The following is a 23,324-nucleotide window of genomic DNA, read 5'->3' as shown; positions in this document are numbered from 1 at the left end:
AGACATTAAAAATGATAGAAATCAAAAACATTTCAAAAACATTTCACCAGAAAAAGCAGTCATTCAAGGCATTGGATCAGGTAAGCCTTAGTGTTGAAAAAGGAGATATTGTTGGCATCATCGGGTTTTCCGGAGCCGGAAAAAGCACTTTGATCCGTACCGTAAATCTCCTGGAAAGGCCTGATGAAGGGCAGATCATTATCAACGGAAGAGATTTCACCAAATTAAGCTCAAAGCAGCTTGCAGGTGAAAGGAAAAAAATCGGGATGATTTTCCAGCATTTTAACCTGCTTTCATCCAGAACTGTTTTTGATAATGTCGCACTTTCGCTGGAATTGGATCACGTCAGCAAGGATGAGATCAACAGAAAAGTCAATGAGCTGCTGAAGATTGTAGGATTGGAAGACAAAGCCAATGATTATCCCAAAAGCCTTTCGGGCGGGCAGAAACAGAGAGTAGCCATTGCAAGGGCATTGGCAAATGATCCTTATCTCCTTCTGTGTGACGAAGCCACCAGCGCACTGGATCCGGCAACTACACAATCCATCCTGCAGCTTTTAAGGGATATCAATCAGAGGCTTGGCATTACGATTCTGCTGATCACCCACGAAATGGAGGTCATCAAGGCAGTCTGCAACCATGTAGCTGTCATCGACAAAGGAAAATTATTAGCAAAAGGAACATTAAGCGAGATCATCTCGGATAAAAAAAATCCGGTGATCCGACAATTTATAAATTCAGACATCATGACGATTCCTCAGGAACTCAATAAAAAACTGCAGAAAGAGCCTCAAGACGGTTTATTTCCGCTGATTGAAATAGAACTCAATGAAAATATAAGTGTTGAAAAACTGCTTTCAACGCTTTACGACCAATACAAAATTCCTTACAAGCTTCTGAAAGCTGATGTAGAATATCTCGGTGATGCCAACTTCGGGAAACTTCTGCTTCACCTTCAGGGTGAACATGAGGAAAACCAGAAAGCTATTTATTATTTTAACCAGAATAAAATTCAAAATACAGTAAAAGGATATGCTTAGTGATTCGGTAATTGCTCTTTTGGGAAAGGGACTTTGGGAAACGGTTTATATGACGTTTGTTTCAGGATTTTTTGGATTTGTTTTGGGGCTTCCGGTTGGAATTCTATTATTTTTAACAAGGAAAGGACAGCTGCTGGAAAATGCCGTGTATTACAGAGTAACTTCTATTCTGGTTAATATTTTCCGTTCTATCCCATTTATTATTTTAATTGTCTGGATGATCCCTTTTACGAGAGTAATCATAGGAACTTCCATCGGGATGAATGCGGCTTTGGTTCCGTTGAGTGTAGGAGCAGCTCCGTTTATCGCCAGACTGGTGGAAAACAGCCTTCTCGAAGTTCCCCATGGGTTGATAGAAACGGCCAGAGCTTTAGGGGCATCTCCTTTACAGATTATCCAAAAAGTATTGCTTCCGGAAGCGCTTCCTTCTCTGATCAACAATGCAGCCATTACGCTCATCACTCTGGTAGGGTATTCTGCAATGGGTGGAGCACTGGGAGCCGGTGGATTAGGACAGATCGGTTATCAATACGGTTATATTGGTTATGATGCGGTGATCATGAATGTGGTATTGGTGCTACTTGTTGCTTTGGTATTTATCATTCAGTTTGCAGGCGATAGGTTGGCGAAAAAGTTCGATCACAGGTAATTAAGGCCTCAGACATTTAATATAAAAATAATAAAGGCAGTTTCAAGCGCCTCAATCAACTTTTAATTTTAAAATTCTAATGAAAAAAATAAAAATAACAGCCCTTTTAGCGACTGGACTTCTCCTGTTCAATGCATGCTCAGGAAAGAAGGATGACCCGAATCATATCGTAGTAGGAATTACCTACGGTCCTGAACTGGAAATTGCCGAAGCGGCTAAAAAAGTAGCCAGGGAAAAATACAATCTTGATGTAGAACTGATTCCTTTCAATGATTATGTAGTTCCGAATGAAGCATTGAACAACGGAGATATTGAAGCTAATGCTTTCCAGCATGTTCCTTACCTGAATGAGCAGTCGAAGCAGAGAGGCTATAAACTGGCCGTAGTAGGAAATACTTTTGTCTATCCCATCGTGGCCTATTCTAAAAAGATCAGAACGATCAGCCAGCTTCAGAACGGAAGTACCATTGTTATTCCTAATGACCCAACCAATGAGGGGCGATCTCTTCTTCTCCTTCAGAAAAACGGACTTTTAAAGCTGAAAGAAGGAACAGGATTATTACCCAAAGTTACCGATGTCACTGAAAACCCCAAACAGCTGAGAATCCTTGAGATTGAAGCTCCGCAGTTGCCAAGAGTTCTGGACGATAAAGAAGTGGTTATCGCCATTATCAACAATAATTTCGCATCACAAGCTGGATTAGATCCTGCTAAGCAGGGCGTCTTCAGCGAGGATAAAGATTCTCCATATGTGAATGTAATCGTTGCGACCCATGACAATAAAAATTCCGCCAAAGTAAAAAACTTTGTAAAAGCCTACCAATCTGACGAAGTAGCTAAAAAAGCTGAGGAAATCTTCAAAGGTGGCGCAGTGAAGGGATGGGTGGATCATGAGTAATCAGTAATGAGTAATTGGCAATAAGTAATAGGTGATGAGTTTGTTGTGGGTACTTGGGTTTAAGAGTCAGAGAGTTTTAAAGTTTCGGAGTGCGGATTGTAAGTCGGAAGAAAGAACTCAAACCTCGAATACGAAACCCATACTCTAAAACTCTCCCTACCCTCAAACTTCGAAGTCGGGATCAAAAATTTATTGGTTAAAATTTATTTTCTCAATTTGAGATAATAAAAATTTTACTTACTTTTGTTGTTAATCAATAAAAAGGCATTTATGTTCAAGAAAACCGCCATTGTAAGTTTATTCACTTTTATTGCTGCTTCCTATATGGCTCAGAATCATACCCAACCCGTTTATTTAGATGAATCGAAACCCGTAGAACAACGTATTCAGGATGCTCTTTCGAGAATGACCGTGGAAGAAAAAGTCACGATGCTGCATGCACAGTCCAAGTTCAGCTCGCCCGGCGTTCCAAGGCTGGGGATTCCTGAATTCTGGACCACAGATGGTCCCCACGGGGTTCGTCCGGAAGTGATGTGGGACGAGTGGGATCAGGCCGGATGGACGAATGACTCTATCATTGCCTACCCTGCCCTGACGGCACTTTCTGCAACATGGAACAAAAAAATGTCGTGGAATTACGGAAAAGCTCTGGGAGAGGAGGCACGATACAGGAAAAAAGATATTCTTCTGGGACCTGGTGTTAATATCTACAGAACACCTCTAAACGGAAGAAACTTCGAGTATATGGGTGAAGATCCTTACTTAACTTCAAAAATGGTAGTTCCCTATATCAAAGGGGTACAATCCAATGGTGTGGCTACTTCTGTGAAGCATTTTGCCCTGAACAATCAGGAAATGTTCCGTCATACAAGCAATGTGAATATTGATGACAGAACGCTTTATGAAATCTATCTTCCCCCTTTTAAAGCAGCGGTAACTGAAGGGGATTCCTGGACAATCATGGGTGCCTATGATATGTATAAAAACCAGTATGCCAGCCAGAATCAGTATCTTTTAAATGATATTCTGAAAAAGGAATGGGGCTATAAAGGAGTTGTTGTATCAGACTGGGGAGCGGTCAACAATACGGAACAGGCCATCCACAACGGATTAGACCTTGAATTCGGGAGCTGGACGAACGGACTTTCTGCCGGAACTAAAAATGCCTATGACAATTACTATTTAGCAAAACCTTATTTAGACCTCATCAAGGCTGGAAAAGTAGGAACACAGGAACTTGACGATAAAGTGACCCGATTACTTCGTTTAGCCTACAAAACAACGATGAACAGGAACAAGCCTTTCGGGAATATTGCTTCTGAGGAGCATAAGGCTGTAGCAAAAGAAATTGGTGAGGAAGGAATTGTATTGCTGAAAAATCAGGGCGACATACTTCCTATCGACATTAATAAAGCTAAAAAGATTGCAGTAATCGGTGAAAATGCTATCAAGATCATGACGGTCGGCGGTGGATCTTCTTCATTAAAAGTAAAGTATGAAACCCTTCCATTGGACGGAATCAAAACCAGGTTCGGAAAGCAGGCAGATGTACAGTACGCAAGAGGCTACGTAGGTGATATTGGTGGGGAATATAACGGGGTAAAATCCGGACAGAACCTTAAAGACGACCGTTCTGCAGCTGAATTACTAAACGAAGCTGTAGAATTGGCTAAAAAATCCGACTATGTAATTTTCGTAGGAGGATTGAATAAATCTGATTTCCAGGACAGTGAAGGTAATGACAGAAAAAGTTACGGGCTTCCCTACAATCAGGACAATTTGATTTCCGCATTAGCGAAAGCGAATAAAAACCTTGCAGTTGTTCTGGTTTCCGGAAATGCAGTAGCTATGCCGTGGATTAAAGAAGTGCCTTCTGTTCTGCAGTCCTGGTACCTTGGTTCCGAGGCAGGAAATTCCATAGCTTCCGTTCTGGCCGGTGATGCCAATCCGTCAGGAAAGCTTCCGTTTACTTTCCCTGTGAAACTTGAAGATAATTCAGCCCATCGGTTAGGAGAATATCCGGGACAGAAAGATGAGCTGGCAGCAGGCAAAGGAAAAGATCAGAAAAACCCGATCAATATTACCTATAACGAAGGTGTTTTTGTAGGCTACCGTTGGCATGATACGAAAAAAATAAAGCCTCTGTTCAGCTTTGGCCATGGTTTGAGCTATACCACATTTGAGTTTGGAAAAGCTTCTGCTGATAAAACAGTGATGTCTCAGGATGATAAGATCACATTTACTGTGACTGTAAAAAATACAGGTAAGAAATCAGGTGCTGAAGTTGCGCAGTTATATATCAGTGATATCAAAGCTTCCGTACCACGTCCTTCAAAGGAACTCAAAGGTTTTGAAAAGGTATATCTTAATCCTGGCGAGCAGAAGGAAGTGACTTTTACGATTGATAAAACAGCTTTGAGCTATTTTGATGCCGATAAGCATGAATGGACAGCCGAGCCCGGAGATTTTGAAGCACTGATCGGGAATTCTTCGGATGCGATTAAAACAAAAGTGAAATTTACGCTGAAGTAATTTTCATTATTCATAAAATTTAAAAAGCAGGTTCTACGGGATCTGCTTTTTTGCTTAAAGTACCTTTTGTGGTGGTGTTTTACCCACAGATTTCACAGATGTACACAGATGTTTATGGATAGTATTTTGGATAAAAATCTTTGATTTTTTTAATACTTATGTGAGCTTTTATGCATCAGGCTTTCAAGCTTAAGAATTACTTAAGTGTTAAAAACGTTTGTTCTTTTGCCTTGAAACAAAAGAACCAAAAATTCAAGATCAAGAACCTTCTGCTAAAAATGAAATCTATTCTCTAAAAACTCTAAACTCGTACGGTAGTTACTATATATTAAGAATCATTATTCTATCCGTATTGATAATATCAAATGATACTATCAAAAACATTAAATCGAGTTCAGTCAATAAAAAATGCCGGACCTCACCCAGGCATCACATAGCAAACTGACAAGGATAAAAAAACAGATATGCTAGTTGGCATTCTCGAAATAATGGATCATCCCACCTTCAGGAAGATGATATTGCTGTGTATTGATTTCTGATTTTTCACTTTCGCTGTTTTCTAAAAAAGAATGACTGAAAAGGGCATAAGATGGATTTTCTGCAAATTCATTCTTCAGCATCTGGTGGGCCTCCACGACTGTTTTTCCGTAAAGTTTTTTAAAGCTTCCGATCGTATACTGGGAAAATTTTCCATAATGTACAATGAACTTGAGCGACATGTCTATGGACATACTTAATTCTTTGCTTAATTCCTTAATCTTTTGGTTAAATGCATTCCGCATGTTCCAGAGCATTCTTGAAATATGATCATACGACGGATGATTGTCATACCTGTAAAATAAAATGGCATCGCCCTCGATCTCCGAGATATCAAAATACTGATCATTCATATCGATCAGCGTAGATAGTAGCTGTCTTACAATATATTCTCCTGTATAAAGTTTCGTATTGAATACAAATTCAGTAAATCCACTGAAATCAGGAATAAGAATAATACCCTCATGTATATTTATATTCTTCATAATGATTATAGTTTTAAAAACCTGCTGCATTATGATAGACGGACAAGGTTTCATTTTACTTTATTATCAGTATTGCCAACCATTCTAGAAGTTGCGGCATCCAATAATTATACTTTCAAAAGGACGAATATGCTGAAAGATAGAGAACCTAATAGAAAACAATTCCAATCCTACACTTCAATGATGAGCTCTTTTTCATAGCCGTTGTATTTTTCATCAATATAACCATGCGGATTACAGATAATTTCAGTTTTTCCTATTCTGTAACGACACGGTGTATGAATATGTCCGTGAATCCAGTACTGTGGTTGATGTTCTGTGATGAAATCTTCCAGATTGGATGCATAAGCGGAAGTCACAGGATCTTTTTTGTACTGTTCCGGAACAGATTGAATACTGGGTGCATGATGAGTAACGACAATATTTTGCAAGCCCGCAGAACTTTCCAGGCTTTCTTTTAACCAAAGCTTTGAGAATTGATGAATTTTAAACGTATCAAGAGTCCTCATCTTTGAATAGGAAGGATCCCGTTTGATTTTTTTATAATCATTCATTACCGGCTGACAAATCATTCCGTGATATAAAGGATCTCCGAAAATAGAAAAGTCCGTCCAAAGCGTGGCTCCGTGAAAACGGATTCCGTCAATATCCACGGAATCATCTTCAAGTACAAAGACATTTGATCCTTCAGCTGCCTGTTTTATCTTATTTAAGGTTTTAGGATAGGAACCTTTATAATATTCATGGTTTCCCAGAACATACACAACAGGTTTGTCCCTGATAGTCGACCTGATCCATTCAATTCCTTTTGTCCCCAGATTAATATCTCCGGCCAATATGACAACATCTGCCTGATCAAAAAATAAATCAGTTGATCCGAATTCCTGGTGAAGATCGCTGATGATCTGTATTTTCATACTGCTAAAATAAAAAGAATCGTCCTAATAATGTTGATCCTTTTTATATAATTGGTGTATTTCGCATGAATCAGGGGAAGAGTAAAGTTAAACGCAGTGATAAACAAAATTTCATATGTTCTTTTGTCTTGAAACAAATAGAAAGTAATAATAATTTCTTTGTGTTAAAATCATGGCTTTATACCTGTTTATTTTTATGAAACCGCTATTTCAGTCTGTCTGGCTTTTAAACTTTTAACAATGAAATACAGCAGCATTCCAAGGGCCAGTAAAGCATATCCAACCAGAATGATCAGACTTAAATCTCCAACCGCATACTGAGAAGGAAAGATCTGGCTCATTAAAGTCATAAATGACAACCCGATACCTGCACCCAGAAAATAACTGGTAGAACTTAAGCTGGATGCCACCCCATAATGAGAGGGCTCCACATCCTGAATTCCCATCACCGAAAGTGCCGTAAAGCAGAACGTCATTCCTATCCCTGAAATGCAGGCAGCTCCCAGCAACACCATTACCAACGGATGGCCTGTATACACAGCGATCAGCAAGAATAAAGCACCTGCCAGCATAAAGCACCATCCGAAAACACCCATTTGGGAAGAACTCAGCCTTTTGGAAACATGAGGCAGGACAAATTTCGCCGCCAATGCTGACATAATACTGAACGGTACAAGCATCAGCCCTGCCGAAGCTGCACTGTGCCCCATATCTTTCTGAAGCATTAATGAAATAAGAAAAAGAAATCCTATGAAAAACGCTCCCAATGTGAAGAAAACGGCATTGGAAACCATCAGCGATCTGTGCTTCAATAACTGCAGATCGATCAGAGGCTGAGCTACAGATTTCAGTCTCATAAATACAGCAGCTAGAAGCAGAATGGCAAGTACCAGAGAGCCGATAATCATGAAAGAATTTTCTTTGATATGAACCAATTCATGGGTTCCGTAGGTGAGACTTAACAAGCCTAAAACAAGCAGCAATCCTGATATAAGATCTGTTTTCTGACCGGTTTCACTTTTTTCATCTGCAGGCAGATATTGATAGGCAAAAATCAGGGTAAGTAAAAGAATAGGGACATTGATCAGGAAAACCCAGTGCCAGCTAAGATAAGTACTGATAATGCCGCCTACAGAAAGTCCGCTTCCCGAACCAATCGCCGCAAAAGAACTGAAAATCCCGATAGCCCGGTTGCGTTCCTGCTCTCCCATGAATGTGTTGGTCACAATGGATAAGGCAGAAGGCATAATCAAAGCCGCTCCCAATCCCTGTAGGGCACGGAATATAGCCAATACCTCAAAGCTCTGCGAAAGTCCGGCTCCCAATGAGGTCAGCATGAAAACAAGAGCTCCGATAAGGAATATCTTTTTACGGCCGATCTGGTCTGACAGCTTCCCGCCAATGATCAGAAAACCTCCGAAAAACAGTACATAAAGGGTCTGCAGCCACTGTACAGTTTCCGCTCCGATATGAAACTGCTCCTGAATAGAAGGAATCGTTAAATTAATAATGGCAATATCCAAAGCCTCTACAAAAGTTCCTACCGATGCTAATATTAATATTAAATTTTTCCTTGTACTCATGTATTCAAATTTCCTGCAAAATTAATTTTAAAAGAACATATTCAAAAATTATATAGTAAATTTGGAACAAATTTGTACTTTATTTAATTTTAAAAGAACAAATACACTATCACCGACAATAACAAGCTTAAAAACAGAACAAATGACTGCAGACCATTATTCTCCCGATGAAAAAGACCTTTCTATCCTTCGTTTGCTACAGAAGGATGCCAAAATGAGCATACGTGATATTTCCGCCAGAATCAATCTGAGCCCCACCCCTACCCATGAACGGATCAAACGAATGGAAAAGCTCGGTATCATCAGGGAATACACTGCTGTAGTAGACCGTAAAAAGGTAAATAAAGGCATGATGGTCATCTGTATGATTGCCCTGAATGTTCACAATAAAAAAACAGCAGGAAAATTTATTGAAGAGGTTGGTAAGCTGAAAGAGGTTGTAGAATTTTACAATATAAGCGGAGACTTTGATTTTATGCTTAAAATCCTTGCACCGAATATGGATGAGTTCCATGAGTTTTTTGTCAACAAACTTTCTGAAATTGAAGGCATCGGGCAGACGAAAAGTATTTTTGTAATGAACAGCATTAAGGAAAGCGTGCAGATTTTGTAGTGAATTGAGAAAGAAAGATGGCAGTTGCCAATTTTTATTTCTTATCCATGTCAAGGTTTAAAACCTTGACATGGATACCAGCACTCGATGATTGTCCTCTACCCTTTCAGTAATTCCGGCTCCCATCTGTTTTTTTAAGAATCTTTTAATATTTTAATTTCCTCATTCTATTCAGGAATTGCTAAATTGAAGTCACATTAAAATGACCGAATATGCCCTGGAATCCTGACGTTTACAATCAATTTAAAGATATCCGCTTCAAACCGTTTTATGATCTTGCCGAGCTGATCATCGATGAAAGTAACATGAAAGCGGTAGATATCGGCTGCGGAACAGGTGAACAGACCGCCATTCTTACAGAAAAATTTCCCAATGCTGTTTTTACAGGGATCGACTCTTCTCCCGAAATGTTGGAAAAATCCAATACCCTGGAAAATGAACGCCTCCATTTTAAAATATTGACGACTGAAGCAATGCTTGATGCTGATGAAAACTGGGATCTCATTTTCAGTAACGCTGCCCTGCAATGGTCTGATAACCATCAGGAATTATTTCCGAAGCTGATCTCCAAGTTGAATGGGAACGGCCAGTTAGCAGTACAGATGCCTTATCAGCCAGGGAACATCCTCAATAAAATTCTTTTTGAGCTGGCGGATGAAGAACCGTTTAAATCTCAGCTTAACAGCTGGAACCGTCCTTCTGCGGTCCTGACCATTGATGAATATGCACAGATCCTTTTCGACAACGGCATTCAAGATCTGAATCTTTCACAAAAGGTATATCCTATTATTGCCGAAGATCATGAAACCCTGCTCAGCTTTATCTCCGGATCAGCCCTGATCCCATACCTGGAAAGGCTTGATGAACAACAGCAGAAAACCTTTACAACAGAGTTTAAGCTGCGTATTACGAGGAATTTTCCAAAACTTCCGGCTATTTATGCATTCAAAAGAATCCTGCTGTATGGAAGGAAAAAATAAAAAGCCCTGTTTATTATTTAAAACAGAGCTTTTTTGAATAGCTTAATATTACTACTTCCAGTAATTCCAGACCGTTCCGTCAAAAACAGCAAACGTTTTGCTGGCTGTATCGTAGCATATCATTCCCGGATACGGATTTTTCACATTAAGATGCGGCGAAGATATTTTAGGAAGAATCATTGCCTTGTCAGATGATTCCAGAACGAGTACTCCGTCTGCACTTCCTTCTTTGGAGCCAATCACTACGCCATTCCCGGTTTCATCTGAACCGTTAGGTATTACGGATGCAGAATTTCCCACATCACTAAGTGCTTTCCAGGTATTATTCTCGTACATCTTTACTGTGTCATCTGAGGTATCAAATACAAATGTTCCGTTTGCCGCACTGCCTGAAGGAAGCCCCTGTGTGGCAGGAAGAATAAGACCTTTTGTGTTGGTGGAGGTATTATTGAAATCCAGTATGGTGCTTCTGCCGTCGATTGTGTCTTTACCTATAGCTACCTGAGCGTAAAAAACATTAAAAATCATCAATATCAGGGTTATACTTATCTTTTTTACAGGTTTCATATGATGTTAAATTAGGTTAATCGTTACAACTTCTTTCAATACATTTCCACTGAGTACCGTTGTAGAGTTTTACACAGCTGTCCTGAATATCATAGACCAGCATTCCCTCTTTCGGTTCTGCAACTGCATCTCCTGGCTTAGGGGTCTGACTTACATGCTGAACTCTGGTGATAACGAACCCTTTGGTTTTCGATTCCAATGCGAGAAAACCATTAGGAATATGCTCAGGCCATTTACTGGTTTTCTGCTGTATGGTAATTCCCATTTTGGTATAGCTGTCAGGACTTCCCGAGGCTCCAGGTTTGGTACAATAATTATCTAATTCATGAACGATTTCATCCGCAAAGCCGCAGGCAAATTTGTCATTGGGAAGCCCGGCTGGCCAAAGATCCGGGCATGAAGCCTGAGTAGCATTCGGTCCGCAGAAACTGGCATTTCCGGGAGCAAGCCCTGTTACGGTATCCATTGCAATGGCTATAATCTGACTGTCGTTGCTGAGTATGGAACTTCCTCCTCCATTCACCTGGGCTTTGGCAATACAATAGGCTTTACCCAAGGGAGCACCAACATAATTTATAAAAGGATAGGTAATAGACTGCTGGCTGAAAGTTCCGCATATTTCCACAACGCTGTATGTTCCCATATCAATGGTTGAAGTAGCTCCGGGAAATGTTCCCATGAATGAAGGATCTCCCTGAGAAACTGAACCGGTAAGGGAAAGATAGGCTTTTGTTCCCAATTTCACTTTTGAATTTTTCTGGCTTCCAAACACTCCTATGATGATTGATCCCTCGGATTTTACACTGGCAGCATCCCGGATCTCAAGGTTACCGTTTACCGTAATCCCTTTTACAGTAAGCACTCCTCCAGGTTCAATAATAAGAAGTGCATCCTGAGGGATGGTAATATCATTAGCCAAAGTAAGGTTTCCGGTAAGACAGTAAGTCTGTCCGGTACTCATTGCCTGACCTGTGTAAGGCGTACATTGCGCGTTCGCAATACCGTAAAAAACAACCATTAACAAGAAAATGAATTTCCCATTAATGGCGCTAAAATTTAAATTATTCATATGACTTTATAATAAATTAATATTTTTCACATAATTTAATGCGTTAAAAATAAAATTTTAGTTAGCCCTCTATTCAACAATTTATGTACCAAAATTTTATCCGGAGCTTCATTTATGCCCGAATTATTTCAGCCAAATACACTTAATTAACGCAATAACAGGAAATTAAACAACTGTTTAAAAAAATGAAATTTATTTTAAAGTAAGATCAGTCTTTGCCAATTCAGCCTGAATTATATTAATAAAAAAAGATGCATCGTTCTGATGCATCTCCTGAGTTAAAATTATTGTTTTCAGTTTTAGTTAAGCTGTAACTTAATTATCTGTATTAAAAAGGCTTTTCAAAGTAATTAGATGATACAAATAAAATATATAGAAATTAATTATAATACATCGATTTACCTTTATCATTGAGCTTAAATCAATAAAACAACATTTAATATCACATAAAAGTGATTAAAGTTTTAATTTCAATAAAAATATTTCATACTTTAGTGATAACTAAAACCATCAAAATTCAAAATTATGAAAACACCATTATTATCCATGAAAAGTGGCCTGGCAGCAGCTATGCTTCTTTTGACAGGAATTGCTAATGCCCAGCAATGGCAAATTACCGGAAATGCAGGAATCACACCGGCAAATTACGCAGGCACAGTAGATCCGAGACCCTTTTTCCTGAGAACCAACGGAGCATCTGCCAATCCGGGGCAGGCTATCCTGAATGAAACAGGTTCGTTTATCGTAGACGCCGTGAACAACTCCAATATCGCCAAAGTAAAAGGAAGCATCATCACCGGAAGCTCCAATATTCTTGGAGGACTGGCAGGCAGTTCCATAGTAAGCGGCTGGGGAAATGATCTCAGTAATGCCGGAGGTGCCAATATCGTGAGCGGACAGGATAACATGGTCCTGAATAGCTCAAGCAAGTCTGTAGCATTGGGCTGGAAAAACACAATCAGAAATCATAACCAGTTCGCATTAGGGGTAGGCATCGATCTTAAGGATGTATATTCCGGGGGATTCGGAATTGACCTGGCTGCTACCGGAAACCGTTCTTTCGTGATCGGATCAGGCACAGGAGGTGTGAAACTGACAAATAATATTCCGTTGTCCATCATGTTTGGCTTATCTCCTACCTCAACGATGCTGATCAAAGATCAAAGTGTGGGTATCCTTACCCTTGCTCCGACTGCCAATTTCCATACGGTGGGAACGGTAAGGCATGAAAACCTGCCCACAGGAAGTGGCCGGGCCCTGGTTGTAGATGCGATTGGAAATGTAATGGTTTCGAACACGCCGCTCAACAAAACAGCTCCGGCTTCAGATGAAACCATCCAGCAGCTGGAAGACCGTATTAAAAATCTTGAAAATACGGTAGAGGAGCTGAAACAGCTGCTATTAAATAAAGGCATTTCATCAACTGATATTTCTTCTTCGGATGTTGCGCAACTTGCTCAAAATGTTCCCAATCCCACCAAAAACGGAACGAGCATCAGCTATTATCTTCCAAAAAGTGCTAAGACAGCCTCTATTGAAGTATACAATATCTCCGGGCAGCTGGTGAAATCCCTCCCACTCCGTGAGAAAGGCAACGGAACAATCACCCTATCAGGCTCAGAACTGCAATCCGGCACTTATGTATACAGCATGATTACAGACGGAAAAGTGACGGGTTCTAAAAAGATGGTTATCCGGGATTAAATTCTTGATATCATATTTTCAAAAGACGATCAATGGAAGTTCCATTGATCGTTTTTATTCAGTTAAGAAATCCAATTTCAGAATAATGGAATTCTTATTCTGTTTTTTGAAATACACCTATCTCCAAACAATGTGATTTAAATCCAATTTTTTCGTAAATTTCAACCATAAAGAAATATCATTGTAAATATTTAATATTATGGAAATTGAGAACATCTGTAATGCCATCAGGAAATGGAATACTTTAACAGAATCGTATAAGATGGGGAATAGGGTAAGTGAACAGGAAATCCTCAACGCACTTAATCAGGGGACGCATTTCAGTGTTACAGGAAAGGAAATTAATGAGTGGAAAAGCTATCTGGGACATGAAGATAATAAAGCTATACACGCCTATGCAGGCATTGATGAAGGCCAGCTTAAATTTTTCCTGATCGATTCCAAAAGCGATGCAGATGCTGATTTCAGCCATATCCTTGTCAAAGAGTTTACTCGCGGATCAATTGATCCGCTGCAGCAGTATTTCAGTGAAACATTGGAGATACCGTCTATTGACTGGGAATCTGCAATCAACCGGAGTTTCAGATGGAATATGTTCGGCAGCACATGGCTTGAGGTGAACAGGGAAAAGCCATTTTTCAGGTTAATTTCTATTCCTTTTTCAGATTATGAAAAATTAGGCCTTGAGGAGGATCAGTCATGCATCTGTTTTCTGGGACTTACCACTTTACTAAAAGACGGAGGCAGTCTCTCGGATTATCATATAGAATTTATCACCGTGAAATATCTGGAAGTGAATGAAATGAGTAAGGAAGCAGAAGACTTTTCTACACCCAGACCGCCATTCTCCATATCCGGCCTTCAAAATTTCCAACTCCTGATCAAAAGTGATGGAAACATATAACAGCCTGTCTCTTTTTCTGCAGATCCTTATCAACATTACACTGATCGCCGGCCTTGTTCTTTTTCTGATGACCGGAATAAGAGAAAAGCTCCTGCTATTGTTGTTTTTTCTCGGTGAATCTGCTTTGGAACTGTCTGACCTCATCGGAAGGCTGATGAAACTGAATGCATACAATGTTTACAATTACTCATTAAGCCAGTTTTTGAGTTTGCTTGCCCTGACAGAAATTTACAATAGCTATTTCTTCAAAATTCCTTCTCGTATAAGAGCTCTGATCTACACGTCTGCATTGGTACTGCTGATATTCAACATTGTGTACCGCCAGAGTATTGAAGCACTTACCTTCTACTCTAATATTATCCCGAATATTGTGATCTGCAGCTTTGGAGGACTTTATTTCCTGAAAGTAATCAGAAAGGCAAAAACAGACTCTCCCCTGTTCATGGTGAATGTTGCTGTATTTCTGTTTTTTTCCATTGAGACGGTGATCTCCACAACATTTAATTTCCTGATCAACAACCATATGCAATGGGTAGCGCCCATCTGGCTTTTCAGAGGAGTTCTTTTGCTGTGCTTTTATCTTGCTATCGTTAATATGGGATGCCGTACCGGGAAGATCAGAATCTGGCAGTAGTTGTATGGATCTGGATTGGGTTTCTGTTCTTAATAACCTTATTCATAACCGTACTCACGGCCACTTATCTGAAAGGTATCAAAAAAAATAAAAAAAAAATAATGCAGATGGTCAGAAATGCCCAGACAGAATGTTTAAAAAACACACTTTATATCCAGGAAAAAGACAGAGAGCGCTTGTCGGAGGAACTCCATGATAATATTATTTCAAGACTTAACCTCATCCGTTTAAATACGGCAGGTAAAAGTGTTAATGATCTGAGCAGGGACATCAGAGTGTCGATGCAGCTTATCCGGGAGCTTTCCCACAACCTTACGCCACCGGATCTGGATGAGATAGAACTAGCGGATCTTATGGCAGATTATCTTGAACAGGTTGAAGACATACCTGTTATTTTCCATCATTACGGAACTGATGGTAACAGGATCAGCAGTTCAGTCAAATTGAATCTGTTCAGGATCGTGCAGGAGCTTATCAGCAACGTACTGAAACATGCGCAGGCTACCAAACTGGATATAAGGCTCAGGATTTCATCCCGGTATCTGGTCTTAACTGTAAAAGATAATGGATGTGGCTTTAAGACAGGAAATAAATATGGAGGAATAGGCCTGAGAAATATAAAATCAAGGACTCAGCAGATCAACGCTGCTTATAAAGTAAAGACCAAGCCGGGAAAAGGAACCCAATGGCTGCTCTTTATGACATTAAAATGAAACTAAAATATGAAAGAACCAGAAAAAATAAAGATCGGCATTGCAGACGATGACCTTCTATTTGTACAGCTTTTAAGGGATTATATAGACAGGGATAAACGATACCGGACGGTACTTACCTGCGCCAGCGGAGCAGCTTTCCTGGAAGAAATGAACAGGCATACCCCCGATATTCTGATCCTGGACCTGAGAATGGCCAACGGCAGCGGCCTGGAAGTATTATCAGCTTTATCCAACAGCTCTACAGGTATGAAAATCATTGTACTTTCGAGTTTTTACAGGCGGTCTTTTATGGGCCAGATGCTGAAAATGGGAGCGCATGCTTTTCTTTCCAAAGAAATAGAAATGAGTGAGCTTTCGGATGTGATTAATGCTGTGCATGTGAACGGCCATTATTTTTCTGACGACCAGGTAGAGGTGATGAGGCACCAGCTGTCTAATAAACTTCCTGAATTTCACGCTTATTCAAAAGATGATCTTACGGAAAGGGAAATTGATGTCCTAAAGCTTGTTTGCCAGCAGATGAGTACAAAAGAAATTGCAGACACCCTGTTCATTTCCCCGAAAACCGTTGAAACACATAAAACCAATCTGATGATCAAAACCTGTGTAAAGAATATGGCCGGACTGGTGATTTATGCTGTACAGAACCGCATTATTGATGCAGACGAAATTGTCTTGCTGGATAAATAATAATTTATTCCATAAAAAATCAGGGAGTACACGTAGGCACTCCCTGACAGGAAATCTAAAAAACATGTTATAAATTAAGGATTCAATATTTTGGCAATGGAGACAGCATCTGCTATCGTATCCATGCTGTAGATCTGTATAACCCCTTGTGTAGTGGCTGCCTGACCTAAAATATTTTGCTGATTCTGCGTATTCACTGCATTTTCAAACATGATTCCTGTAGAGTGTGCAGCGGACTGATACACGTTGCTTAATGCCATTGCAGGAGACTCTGCTACTACCTTTACATTGGATTGGGTAACTGCGTCTGTGATTTGTTCGTTAACTGTTGCCATAATGATTATTGTTTATTTGGGTTAGAAAACAGCCGGCTTATCCGGCTGTCAGGATTTTTTTGCTTTCAGCCGAGTCTTAAGGATTCAGGATTTTAGCAATAGAAACAGCATCTGCTATTGTATCCAGGCTGTAGATTTGCGTTACTCCCTGTGTAGTAGCTGCCTGGGTTACAATATTTTGCTGATTTTGGGTATTTACTGCATTTTCAAACATGATTCCTGTAGAATGCGCTGCTGTCTGATATACGTTGCTTAAAGCCATTGCAGGAGATTCGCCTACAACTTTTACATTGGATTGTGTAACTGCGTCTGTGATTTGTTCGTTAACTGTTGCCATAATGGTTATTGTTTATTTAGGTTAAAAATGACCGGTTCATCCGGCTGTTAGAATTTTTTTGTTCTGAATTTTTTTTAAGGATTCAGGATTTTAGCAATAGAAACAGCATCTGCTATTGTATCCAGGCTGTAGATTTGCGTTACTCCCTGTGTAGTAGCTGCCTGGGTTACAATATTTTGCTGATTTTGGGTATTTACTGCATTTTCAAACATGATTCCTGTGGAATGCGCTGCTGTCTGGTATACATTGCTTAAAGCCATTGCTGGAGACTCTGCTACCACTTTTACATTGGATTGGGTAACTGCGTCTGTGATTTGTTGGTTAACTGTTGCCATAATGATTATTGTTTATTTGGGTTAAAAACGACCGGAATTTCCGGTTTGTCATGATTTAGTATCTGCTGAAAAGCTTTTAAGGTTTCAGAATTTTAGCAATAGAAATTGCATCTGCAATGGTATCCTTACTGTAAATCTGAGCAATACCCTGCGTTGTGGCTGCCTGAGTCACAATATTCTGCTGGTTTTGGGTATTCACTGCATTTTCAAACATGATTCCTGTAGAATGCGCTGCTGTCTGGTACACGTTGCTTAAAGCCATTGCAGGAGATTCACCTACTACTTTTACATTGGATTGCGTTACTGCGTCTGTAATTTGTTCGTTAACTGTTGCCATAATGATTATTGTTTATTTGGATTAAAACACCGGATCTGCCGGATTTGTAAAGCTTATTTTTTGTCCTGTAAAAATTAAGGTTTCAGGATTTTAGCAATTGAAACAGCGTCTGCTACCGTATCCATGCTGTAAATTTGCATAATACCCTGAGTAGTGGCTGCCTGTCCTAAAATGTTCTGTTGGTTTTGCGTGTTCACTGCATTTTCAAACATGATTCCTGTAGAATGTGCAGCGGTCTGATACACGTTGCTTAAAGCCATTGCAGGAGATTCACCCACCACTTTCACATTAGACTGCGTTACTGCGTCTGTAATTTGTTCGTTAACTGTTGCCATAGTTGTAATTGTTTTTTTTGAGATCCGATCTCGGTTAATAAAATATTTGATTTAAACTAGTTTCTATATTATTTAAGCCCCTGCAGATGATACGGTAAAACAGATTTCAAAACATTGTTGTAGACTGTGACTGTGCTTCCGCTGTATGGGTGATTCTCAATACAATGGGTTGAAATCATGGTCTGTAAAATCTGCAAGAGTTAAAATCTCTATTTTAAGCTCCAGCTATCCTGGTATGATACTGAAAAAAGGATACGGTTGAGATTTTCCGGGTATATTCCTGAAAAATCAGTTTCTGCCGTAGGTATGCTGTAACATGATATACGCCTGTATTTGAGGATTACCTGACTGTGTATGTTAAGCATCTAAAAACCGGTGTGGAAAATAATATTGACGTGATTGTATATGCTGAGGTCACCGGTTTCTATCTTTACAGAGAAATAAACCGCATCCATTGTTATTGATGACTGAAATAGGTTAAAAACGGCCTCTTCCTGATATTGAACCTTTCAGCTTTAATCTCCCGGAACCCATCTTTTTTATTCCCATAACGTAATTGCTCATTCCCAGCATTGCGTCCCGCTGCTGATTCAGGGAGGAATTGATATGCATTATCCCCGTGGAATGTGCGTTTATCTGCATTGAGATGGCTGCTGGTACGGAGGCTGACATTCCCATAACTGCTGTATTGATTTCATTCATATAAACTGTAATTTTTTGATTGATATATTATTTACGGATATTGGCAAATCTTATCTGAAGCTTATTCATTCTTTCCGCTATCTTTAATTCTTTGTCTTTTATCTTTACCACAGAAGCTTCCTGCAGCTTTTTTAACTGTTCGTCATAGTTCATGGTTACCGGGCTGGCTGCAGCAGGGGACAGATAAGCTTCCTGCTGTTTCACTGCTTCTTCCAGTTTTTCCAGCAGAGGTGCTAAAGATTTAAGCGTTTCTTTCGTCGCTTTATCTTTGATGTAGTTAATGATTTCATCTTCATGGCTCAGAACAAACGGCATGGCGCTGATGTCTATTCCCACGGTATTATTTTTTGTTTCTACAAAAGGAATACAATTTTCCGGTTCCGGATCTGTCACTCCGTTTTCCGTTCCCTGGATTGGAATATCTTCATAGATTTCCGGTTCCATATCTTTGCTTCTATCTTTTGAATAGTCCATTTCCTATTTTTTTAAGTTTATCTGTAATCTGTATAACTAAAGGTTTTCTCACCTCTTCTTGTTCGGGTTCCTCTGCAGGGATTACCGCTTCCTCAATTTTAGGCTTTACGAGAGGCTGAGCCAGCTTGATAGATTTCAGCACCAATTTTCCGTCCCTGCCATCAACTTCAAGATTTTTATTTCCCATGCTGTTTTGTTCTTCTGATTTCTCATTGGCAGGCTCTGATGTCAGACATTTTTTTTTTCAGCATCTTCTGCATCGGGATCTTCAACAGGTGCAGTATGCTGCGGGGCATTGAGATTGCTGTTAACGGCATAAATTGCGGTAGAAATTTTCGTTTTCACTTCTGCATAATCACTGACTATTTTAAAGAGATCCCGCATCATTTCATTCCCAGTCCCGTTTCCTGTATCATCGGCCTCACTCAGATTGTTTTTTGGTGGCGGTTTGTTTTCACTGGGAGTTCCGTAGGTCAGTAAATTATTGGCCAGTCTGCTCAATGCGATGAGACCTACCTGCTCGAATCCTTTTAAGAAAGACTGCAGATCCTGAACCATCATTCCCGTCGACTGATCGATCATCACTTTTCCGGCTCCCGTCATTGGCGAAGCCGCAGGTGGCGACAATACCTCTTTGTTGATGAAGATCACCGCCTCTTGTGCAGATTTGGTTCCCTCTGAATTTTGCGTTCCCATTGTGTTAAAGTTTTAAATTATCCTTTTAGGATCTTAATGGCATCTGCTACAATAGCAGGATTAAGCTGATTAAGATTCTGTTGGTTTGTTACTGAGTTCTGTATCGAAATTCCGCTGGCATGCATCGCCATCTGGTACAACATACTCATTGCCTGAGCCGGCGATTCGCCTAGCACTGTAACATTGGTCTGCGTTACCGCATCTGTGACCTTGTTATTTACTGTATCTGACATATACTTGGTTTTAATGGTTATTAAATTAAGAGGATCATCAATTCTTCTTATCTTTAAGAACTTTTCTCCCGGTTTACTTTTCTACGCCTCCCCTCTTCCTCATTTCCGTTTCTCCCATTCTTCTGATACAAATGTCCAAAAGAAAAATATATCCAGATTAAGGGAATTTACTGAATTTTAGAAACTCAGGTATTTCCCTTTAATGTGACAAAATAATAAATCCATCATATTGCCGCTAATTAAAAACAAGGTATGGCTGTTTATTGAAGGGGTACAGAGATTTTTAAACATCAAAACCGCCACACACAATGCAGACGGTTTTTTATTCAACTGAAAAATGGCCATTTCATACAGCCAGATACAGCTGGCAATCTATAAACATTATAGATTTAAAATGAGCTAACAATTAATTTTAATGATTTTTATATTGCTTTTTGAGATTACATTTTCACAGGGAACCATATTTACTGTGGCCTTTTAAAATGACATTAAGTTTATAATTATCCGGCATTAGTAGTTCTATAATCCTTTCTTCCCCTCCATCCAATACGCCTGTGACCTGATACACTTCCCATCTACCCCCTTTGCCTTAAGAAACTTCCGGATTACAGACATCGTATTTCCGTTTCCTGTAAGATAGAAAACCGCTTCGTTATTGTAAATGGCTTGTTTTTCTTCTTTTAAAAAGTCGTTTAAAGCTTCCATGATGTTTTGAATATCATTTTTGGGAGCGTGATAGCCGTACAGTTCCAGTTTTTTCAACACCGAAGAATCTTCCAGCTCATGAAGGCATACAAATGCACCTCCGATCTCCTCCGCTGCTTCTTTGATGGACAGAGAGCTTCCCAGCGAAGTGGCATCGCCTATGGAAAAGTGAATTTCTGCATTGGGTTCAAAAAAACGTTTTCCCCTGGGCATCAGTATTTTTGTAGTTTCGCCTACTGAAAGACGGCTTGCAAAACTGCTTCCTACAGAATCCGTATCATGAAGATGAAATATTACATCAAAAGTTCCGGTGTGCTTATTAAAACTGAAGGGTGAATAATTACGGTAATCCCTTTCGTTGATCCTTATTCCTATAGCGTAAGCCGGCTCAAAGTGAACATCTTCCAGATCTGAAGTAAAGCGGATAAGGCGAAGGTCCTTTGAAACAGTTTCTGTATAAATAACGGTGCATTCTTTAAATTTTGAGGACATGACATTTTCTAAAGTATCATTGATCCATTTTGGAAGGCTTGGCATAAATAATTTTAATGCAAAGGAAGCTTCAAAATAAACGCAGACCGATAGCTGTATCGGGGTATTAGTTGGATAATTCGCGGTTTAGTGCCGGCTCTGGTATTTGTTCCGGAATTCTGTAGGCGGAGAGCCCTCAACCTTAGCAAATAAGCGGGAAAAGTAGGTATGATCAGTGTAACCCAACTCGTACGCAATTTCTTTTACTGTAAGCTGGGTAAAAGACAGGAGCCTTTTCGCTTCTATCAAAACTTCCTGGTGGATCCAATACTGCGCAGATTTACCTGTTACCTCACGAATAACCTCAGTCAGATAACCGGGTGAAATATTCAAAAGTCCGGCATAAGCCGATGGACTTTTCAGGGTCTTAAACTCTTTTCTCACCAGAATCCTGAACTTTCTGGTCAATTGAAGAGCCCGGCTTTCACCGGATGTTCCCGTATGGTTGACACTTAAAAAAATAAGGGCATACAAGCCTGTAAACGCATTCATTAATGACTGGACAACAAGAAATCCTTCTTTAGAACCCAGCATTTCTTCTGTACAGGACATCTGAAGTATCCCGGCACAGGCATTGAGCTTTTCAACCCAGCTATCATCAACGGGTACCGGCTGTATATCCACTAAAGATTCTTCAAAAACGGACCTTACAGCATCGGGCAGCAGATCTGCTTTAACGGCAATAAACCATCCGCTAACCTGCTCCATTAAAATTCCCTGATGAACCTGTCCCGGCAGCAGAAAGAATACAGCAGCGTCGCGGGCTTCTATCATCTTAAAATCGACCATCATCCTGGCCCTGCCACTTTCAAGGAATGTAAAAATATAATGGCTGTCCCTGTGAATTCCTTTATCAAAAAGATTATCTATGGTGCTCATCGTCCGATTTTCAATTCTTTCGATCAGAATGCCATGCTGGGTAATACTGCTTAAATCGTATGTGGGAATGGACTGCTTCATTGAAAAATAACTGATGATGAGAAATTATTCTGATGTATTAGCCTCAGGTTATCTGGCCTTCGACAAAGCCATTTTTACGGCTAAATAAGTAAGTACACCCGCCATAAACCATTTCTGAATCTTCACCCAAAATGGATTATCAGAGAAAAATGCAGCCACCCTCGCGGCTGTAAGGACAATAATAAAATTAACACTGAAACTTACCAAAACCTGGACAATTCCCAGTTCAAAACTTTGAGTTAAGACAGAGCCGTATTCAGGTTTTATGAACTGCGGGAAAAAGGACAGGTAAAATACAGCCACTTTCGGATTGAGTGCACTTGTCAGGAAGCCAATGGTAAAAAGCTTTTTGGTGCCATCATGCGGACTGTTTTTATCTACTTCAAATATATTTTTACTCTTAGGTTTTATTGCCTGGTACGCTAAATACAGAAGATAAACGGTTCCAAGTGTTTTCAGAACGGTATAAGCAACCGGAACTGCCAGTAATACCGCTGTAAGCCCGAAAGATACCATGATAATATGGAACATAAAACCACAAACTACTCCTGCCAGAGAAATCAGTCCGGATTTTTTTCCCTGTGTAATTGATTTTGAAATAAGGTAGATCATATTAGGCCCGGGGCTTATCACTAAAACAAGGGCAGCCAGGACAAAGAATAAAAGCTCGTGAAGTGGAATCATTTTTTATGCAGTTATTTATTAAATAGTCTGTGCAGGAATACGGTACTCCGAGTATGGAGAATAACCGAACAAATATATTAATTTCCTTCGCAGCCTGTTTAAAGTGATGCTCATTTTTTATCCTGCAGTGATCATTTAACAT

29 protein-coding genes are annotated in these 23,324 nt (G+C 39.8%); 11 read left to right on the top strand and 18 right to left on the bottom strand.

Annotated features, from left to right (window positions below; genetic code table 11):
- Positions 1–11: 11 nt before the first annotated feature.
- The 4 genes from AC4IFE_RS02200 to AC4IFE_RS02185 all read left to right on the top strand — a co-directional run bounded on the left by AC4IFE_RS02200 (position 12) and on the right by AC4IFE_RS02185 (position 5,119).
- Positions 12–1,040: a methionine ABC transporter ATP-binding protein gene (locus AC4IFE_RS02200; protein ID WP_490754511.1), complete on the top strand. Its 1,029-nt coding sequence runs from the start codon at positions 12–14 to the stop codon at positions 1,038–1,040.
- The gene (gene metI / locus AC4IFE_RS02195; protein ID WP_490754510.1) at positions 1,033–1,689 is read left to right on the top strand and encodes a methionine ABC transporter permease MetI; all 657 of its coding nucleotides are present in this window, start codon (positions 1,033–1,035) and stop codon (positions 1,687–1,689) included. Before AC4IFE_RS02200 ends, metI begins: the two co-directional genes overlap by 8 nt.
- Before the next feature lie 79 nt (positions 1,690–1,768).
- Positions 1,769–2,587, top strand: a complete 819-nt coding sequence (gene metQ, locus AC4IFE_RS02190) for a methionine ABC transporter substrate-binding lipoprotein MetQ (RefSeq protein WP_490754508.1) — start codon at positions 1,769–1,771, stop codon at positions 2,585–2,587.
- Positions 2,588–2,857: 270 nt separating this feature from the next.
- Entirely contained in the window at positions 2,858–5,119 is a 2,262-nt protein-coding gene (locus tag AC4IFE_RS02185) for a glycoside hydrolase family 3 C-terminal domain-containing protein (RefSeq protein ID WP_490754507.1), read from the top strand.
- A 467-nt stretch (positions 5,120–5,586) separates the two neighbouring features.
- Here the strand turns inward: AC4IFE_RS02185 and AC4IFE_RS02180 are convergent, their stop codons facing one another.
- From AC4IFE_RS02180 to AC4IFE_RS02170, 3 genes are all read right to left on the bottom strand, one after another.
- Positions 5,587–6,141 carry a DUF2652 domain-containing protein gene (locus AC4IFE_RS02180; RefSeq protein WP_490754505.1) on the bottom strand — a complete coding sequence of 185 codons (555 nt, stop codon included), beginning with the start codon at positions 6,139–6,141 and terminating at the stop codon, positions 5,587–5,589.
- A gap of 170 nt (positions 6,142–6,311) precedes the next feature.
- Positions 6,312–7,058 (bottom strand): metallophosphoesterase, encoded by a 747-nt coding sequence (locus AC4IFE_RS02175; protein ID WP_490754504.1) that lies wholly within the window; start codon positions 7,056–7,058, stop codon positions 6,312–6,314.
- Positions 7,059–7,252: 194 nt separating this feature from the next.
- Entirely contained in the window at positions 7,253–8,641 is a 1,389-nt protein-coding gene (locus AC4IFE_RS02170) for an MFS transporter (RefSeq protein WP_490754502.1), read from the bottom strand.
- A 142-nt stretch (positions 8,642–8,783) separates the two neighbouring features.
- Between AC4IFE_RS02170 and AC4IFE_RS02165 the strand changes: the two genes are divergently transcribed.
- Complete coding sequence (locus AC4IFE_RS02165) at positions 8,784–9,254, top strand: Lrp/AsnC family transcriptional regulator (RefSeq protein WP_490754500.1); 471 nt, start codon at positions 8,784–8,786, stop codon at positions 9,252–9,254.
- Between the two features lie 212 nt (positions 9,255–9,466).
- Positions 9,467–10,234, top strand: coding sequence for a methyltransferase domain-containing protein (locus AC4IFE_RS02160; protein ID WP_490754499.1), 768 nt, complete (start codon positions 9,467–9,469; stop codon positions 10,232–10,234).
- Positions 10,235–10,285: 51 nt separating this feature from the next.
- Here AC4IFE_RS02160 and AC4IFE_RS02155 read toward each other — a convergent pair whose 3' ends face one another.
- Together AC4IFE_RS02155 and AC4IFE_RS02150 are read right to left on the bottom strand one after the other, a co-directional pair.
- Positions 10,286–10,801 carry a phage tail-like protein gene (locus AC4IFE_RS02155; protein ID WP_490754497.1) on the bottom strand — a complete coding sequence of 172 codons (516 nt, stop codon included), beginning with the start codon at positions 10,799–10,801 and terminating at the stop codon, positions 10,286–10,288.
- 16 nt (positions 10,802–10,817) lie between these two features.
- Positions 10,818–11,870 (bottom strand): phage tail-like protein, encoded by a 1,053-nt coding sequence (locus AC4IFE_RS02150; protein ID WP_490754496.1) that lies wholly within the window; start codon positions 11,868–11,870, stop codon positions 10,818–10,820.
- Positions 11,871–12,395: 525 nt separating this feature from the next.
- On the opposite strand from AC4IFE_RS02150, the gene AC4IFE_RS02145 reads away from it, so the two are divergent.
- From AC4IFE_RS02145 to AC4IFE_RS02125, 5 genes are all read left to right on the top strand, one after another.
- Positions 12,396–13,574 (top strand): T9SS type A sorting domain-containing protein, encoded by a 1,179-nt coding sequence (locus AC4IFE_RS02145; protein ID WP_490754495.1) that lies wholly within the window; start codon positions 12,396–12,398, stop codon positions 13,572–13,574.
- Positions 13,575–13,773: 199 nt separating this feature from the next.
- The gene (locus AC4IFE_RS02140; protein ID WP_490754492.1) at positions 13,774–14,478 is read left to right on the top strand and encodes a hypothetical protein; all 705 of its coding nucleotides are present in this window, start codon (positions 13,774–13,776) and stop codon (positions 14,476–14,478) included.
- Positions 14,465–15,112: a hypothetical protein gene (locus AC4IFE_RS02135; RefSeq protein ID WP_490754491.1), complete on the top strand. Its 648-nt coding sequence runs from the start codon at positions 14,465–14,467 to the stop codon at positions 15,110–15,112. The genes AC4IFE_RS02140 and AC4IFE_RS02135 overlap by 14 nt, the downstream gene beginning before the upstream one ends.
- A 101-nt stretch (positions 15,113–15,213) precedes the next feature.
- Positions 15,214–15,825, top strand: coding sequence for a sensor histidine kinase (locus AC4IFE_RS02130; RefSeq protein WP_490754489.1), 612 nt, complete (start codon positions 15,214–15,216; stop codon positions 15,823–15,825).
- A gap of 9 nt (positions 15,826–15,834) precedes the next feature.
- Positions 15,835–16,518, top strand: coding sequence for a response regulator transcription factor (locus tag AC4IFE_RS02125; RefSeq protein ID WP_490754487.1), 684 nt, complete (start codon positions 15,835–15,837; stop codon positions 16,516–16,518).
- Between the two features lie 74 nt (positions 16,519–16,592).
- Here AC4IFE_RS02125 and AC4IFE_RS02120 read toward each other — a convergent pair whose 3' ends face one another.
- The 13 genes from AC4IFE_RS02120 to AC4IFE_RS02060 all read right to left on the bottom strand — a co-directional run bounded on the left by AC4IFE_RS02120 (position 16,593) and on the right by AC4IFE_RS02060 (position 23,182).
- Positions 16,593–16,853, bottom strand: a complete 261-nt coding sequence (locus AC4IFE_RS02120; protein ID WP_116011212.1) for a RebB family R body protein — start codon at positions 16,851–16,853, stop codon at positions 16,593–16,595.
- A gap of 76 nt (positions 16,854–16,929) precedes the next feature.
- On the bottom strand, positions 16,930–17,190 hold the full coding sequence (locus AC4IFE_RS02115; protein ID WP_034728080.1) for a RebB family R body protein: 261 nt from the start codon (positions 17,188–17,190) through the stop codon (positions 16,930–16,932).
- A 74-nt stretch (positions 17,191–17,264) separates the two neighbouring features.
- Positions 17,265–17,525, bottom strand: coding sequence for a RebB family R body protein (locus AC4IFE_RS02110; protein ID WP_116011214.1), 261 nt, complete (start codon positions 17,523–17,525; stop codon positions 17,265–17,267).
- A gap of 76 nt (positions 17,526–17,601) precedes the next feature.
- The gene (locus tag AC4IFE_RS02105; protein ID WP_116011215.1) at positions 17,602–17,862 is read right to left on the bottom strand and encodes a RebB family R body protein; all 261 of its coding nucleotides are present in this window, start codon (positions 17,860–17,862) and stop codon (positions 17,602–17,604) included.
- A 74-nt stretch (positions 17,863–17,936) separates the two neighbouring features.
- Complete coding sequence (locus AC4IFE_RS02100; protein WP_116011216.1) at positions 17,937–18,197, bottom strand: RebB family R body protein; 261 nt, start codon at positions 18,195–18,197, stop codon at positions 17,937–17,939.
- 477 nt (positions 18,198–18,674) lie between these two features.
- Positions 18,675–18,899, bottom strand: a complete 225-nt coding sequence (locus AC4IFE_RS02095) for a hypothetical protein (protein WP_490754484.1) — start codon at positions 18,897–18,899, stop codon at positions 18,675–18,677.
- A 27-nt stretch (positions 18,900–18,926) separates the two neighbouring features.
- A complete protein-coding gene (locus tag AC4IFE_RS02090) occupies positions 18,927–19,373 on the bottom strand; it encodes a hypothetical protein (RefSeq protein ID WP_490754483.1) in 447 nt (148 codons plus the stop codon).
- A complete protein-coding gene (locus AC4IFE_RS02085) occupies positions 19,354–19,560 on the bottom strand; it encodes a hypothetical protein (RefSeq protein WP_490754481.1) in 207 nt (68 codons plus the stop codon). Before AC4IFE_RS02085 ends, AC4IFE_RS02090 begins: the two co-directional genes overlap by 20 nt.
- A gap of 41 nt (positions 19,561–19,601) precedes the next feature.
- Positions 19,602–20,069, bottom strand: coding sequence for a hypothetical protein (locus AC4IFE_RS02080; protein ID WP_490754480.1), 468 nt, complete (start codon positions 20,067–20,069; stop codon positions 19,602–19,604).
- Between the two features lie 17 nt (positions 20,070–20,086).
- Positions 20,087–20,302 (bottom strand): RebB family R body protein, encoded by a 216-nt coding sequence (locus tag AC4IFE_RS02075; RefSeq protein ID WP_034728290.1) that lies wholly within the window; start codon positions 20,300–20,302, stop codon positions 20,087–20,089.
- Positions 20,303–20,821: 519 nt separating this feature from the next.
- Positions 20,822–21,544, bottom strand: a complete 723-nt coding sequence (locus AC4IFE_RS02070) for a siderophore-interacting protein (RefSeq protein ID WP_490754479.1) — start codon at positions 21,542–21,544, stop codon at positions 20,822–20,824.
- Positions 21,545–21,625: 81 nt separating this feature from the next.
- A complete protein-coding gene (locus tag AC4IFE_RS02065; RefSeq protein ID WP_490754478.1) occupies positions 21,626–22,498 on the bottom strand; it encodes a helix-turn-helix domain-containing protein in 873 nt (290 codons plus the stop codon).
- A gap of 48 nt (positions 22,499–22,546) precedes the next feature.
- Entirely contained in the window at positions 22,547–23,182 is a 636-nt protein-coding gene (locus AC4IFE_RS02060; protein ID WP_490754477.1) for a LysE family translocator, read from the bottom strand.
- Between the last annotated feature and the right edge of the window lie 142 nt (positions 23,183–23,324).

The organism is Chryseobacterium sp. UF-81 (assembly GCF_058245105.1).
This window is presented reverse-complemented; position numbering and strand designations above follow the sequence as displayed.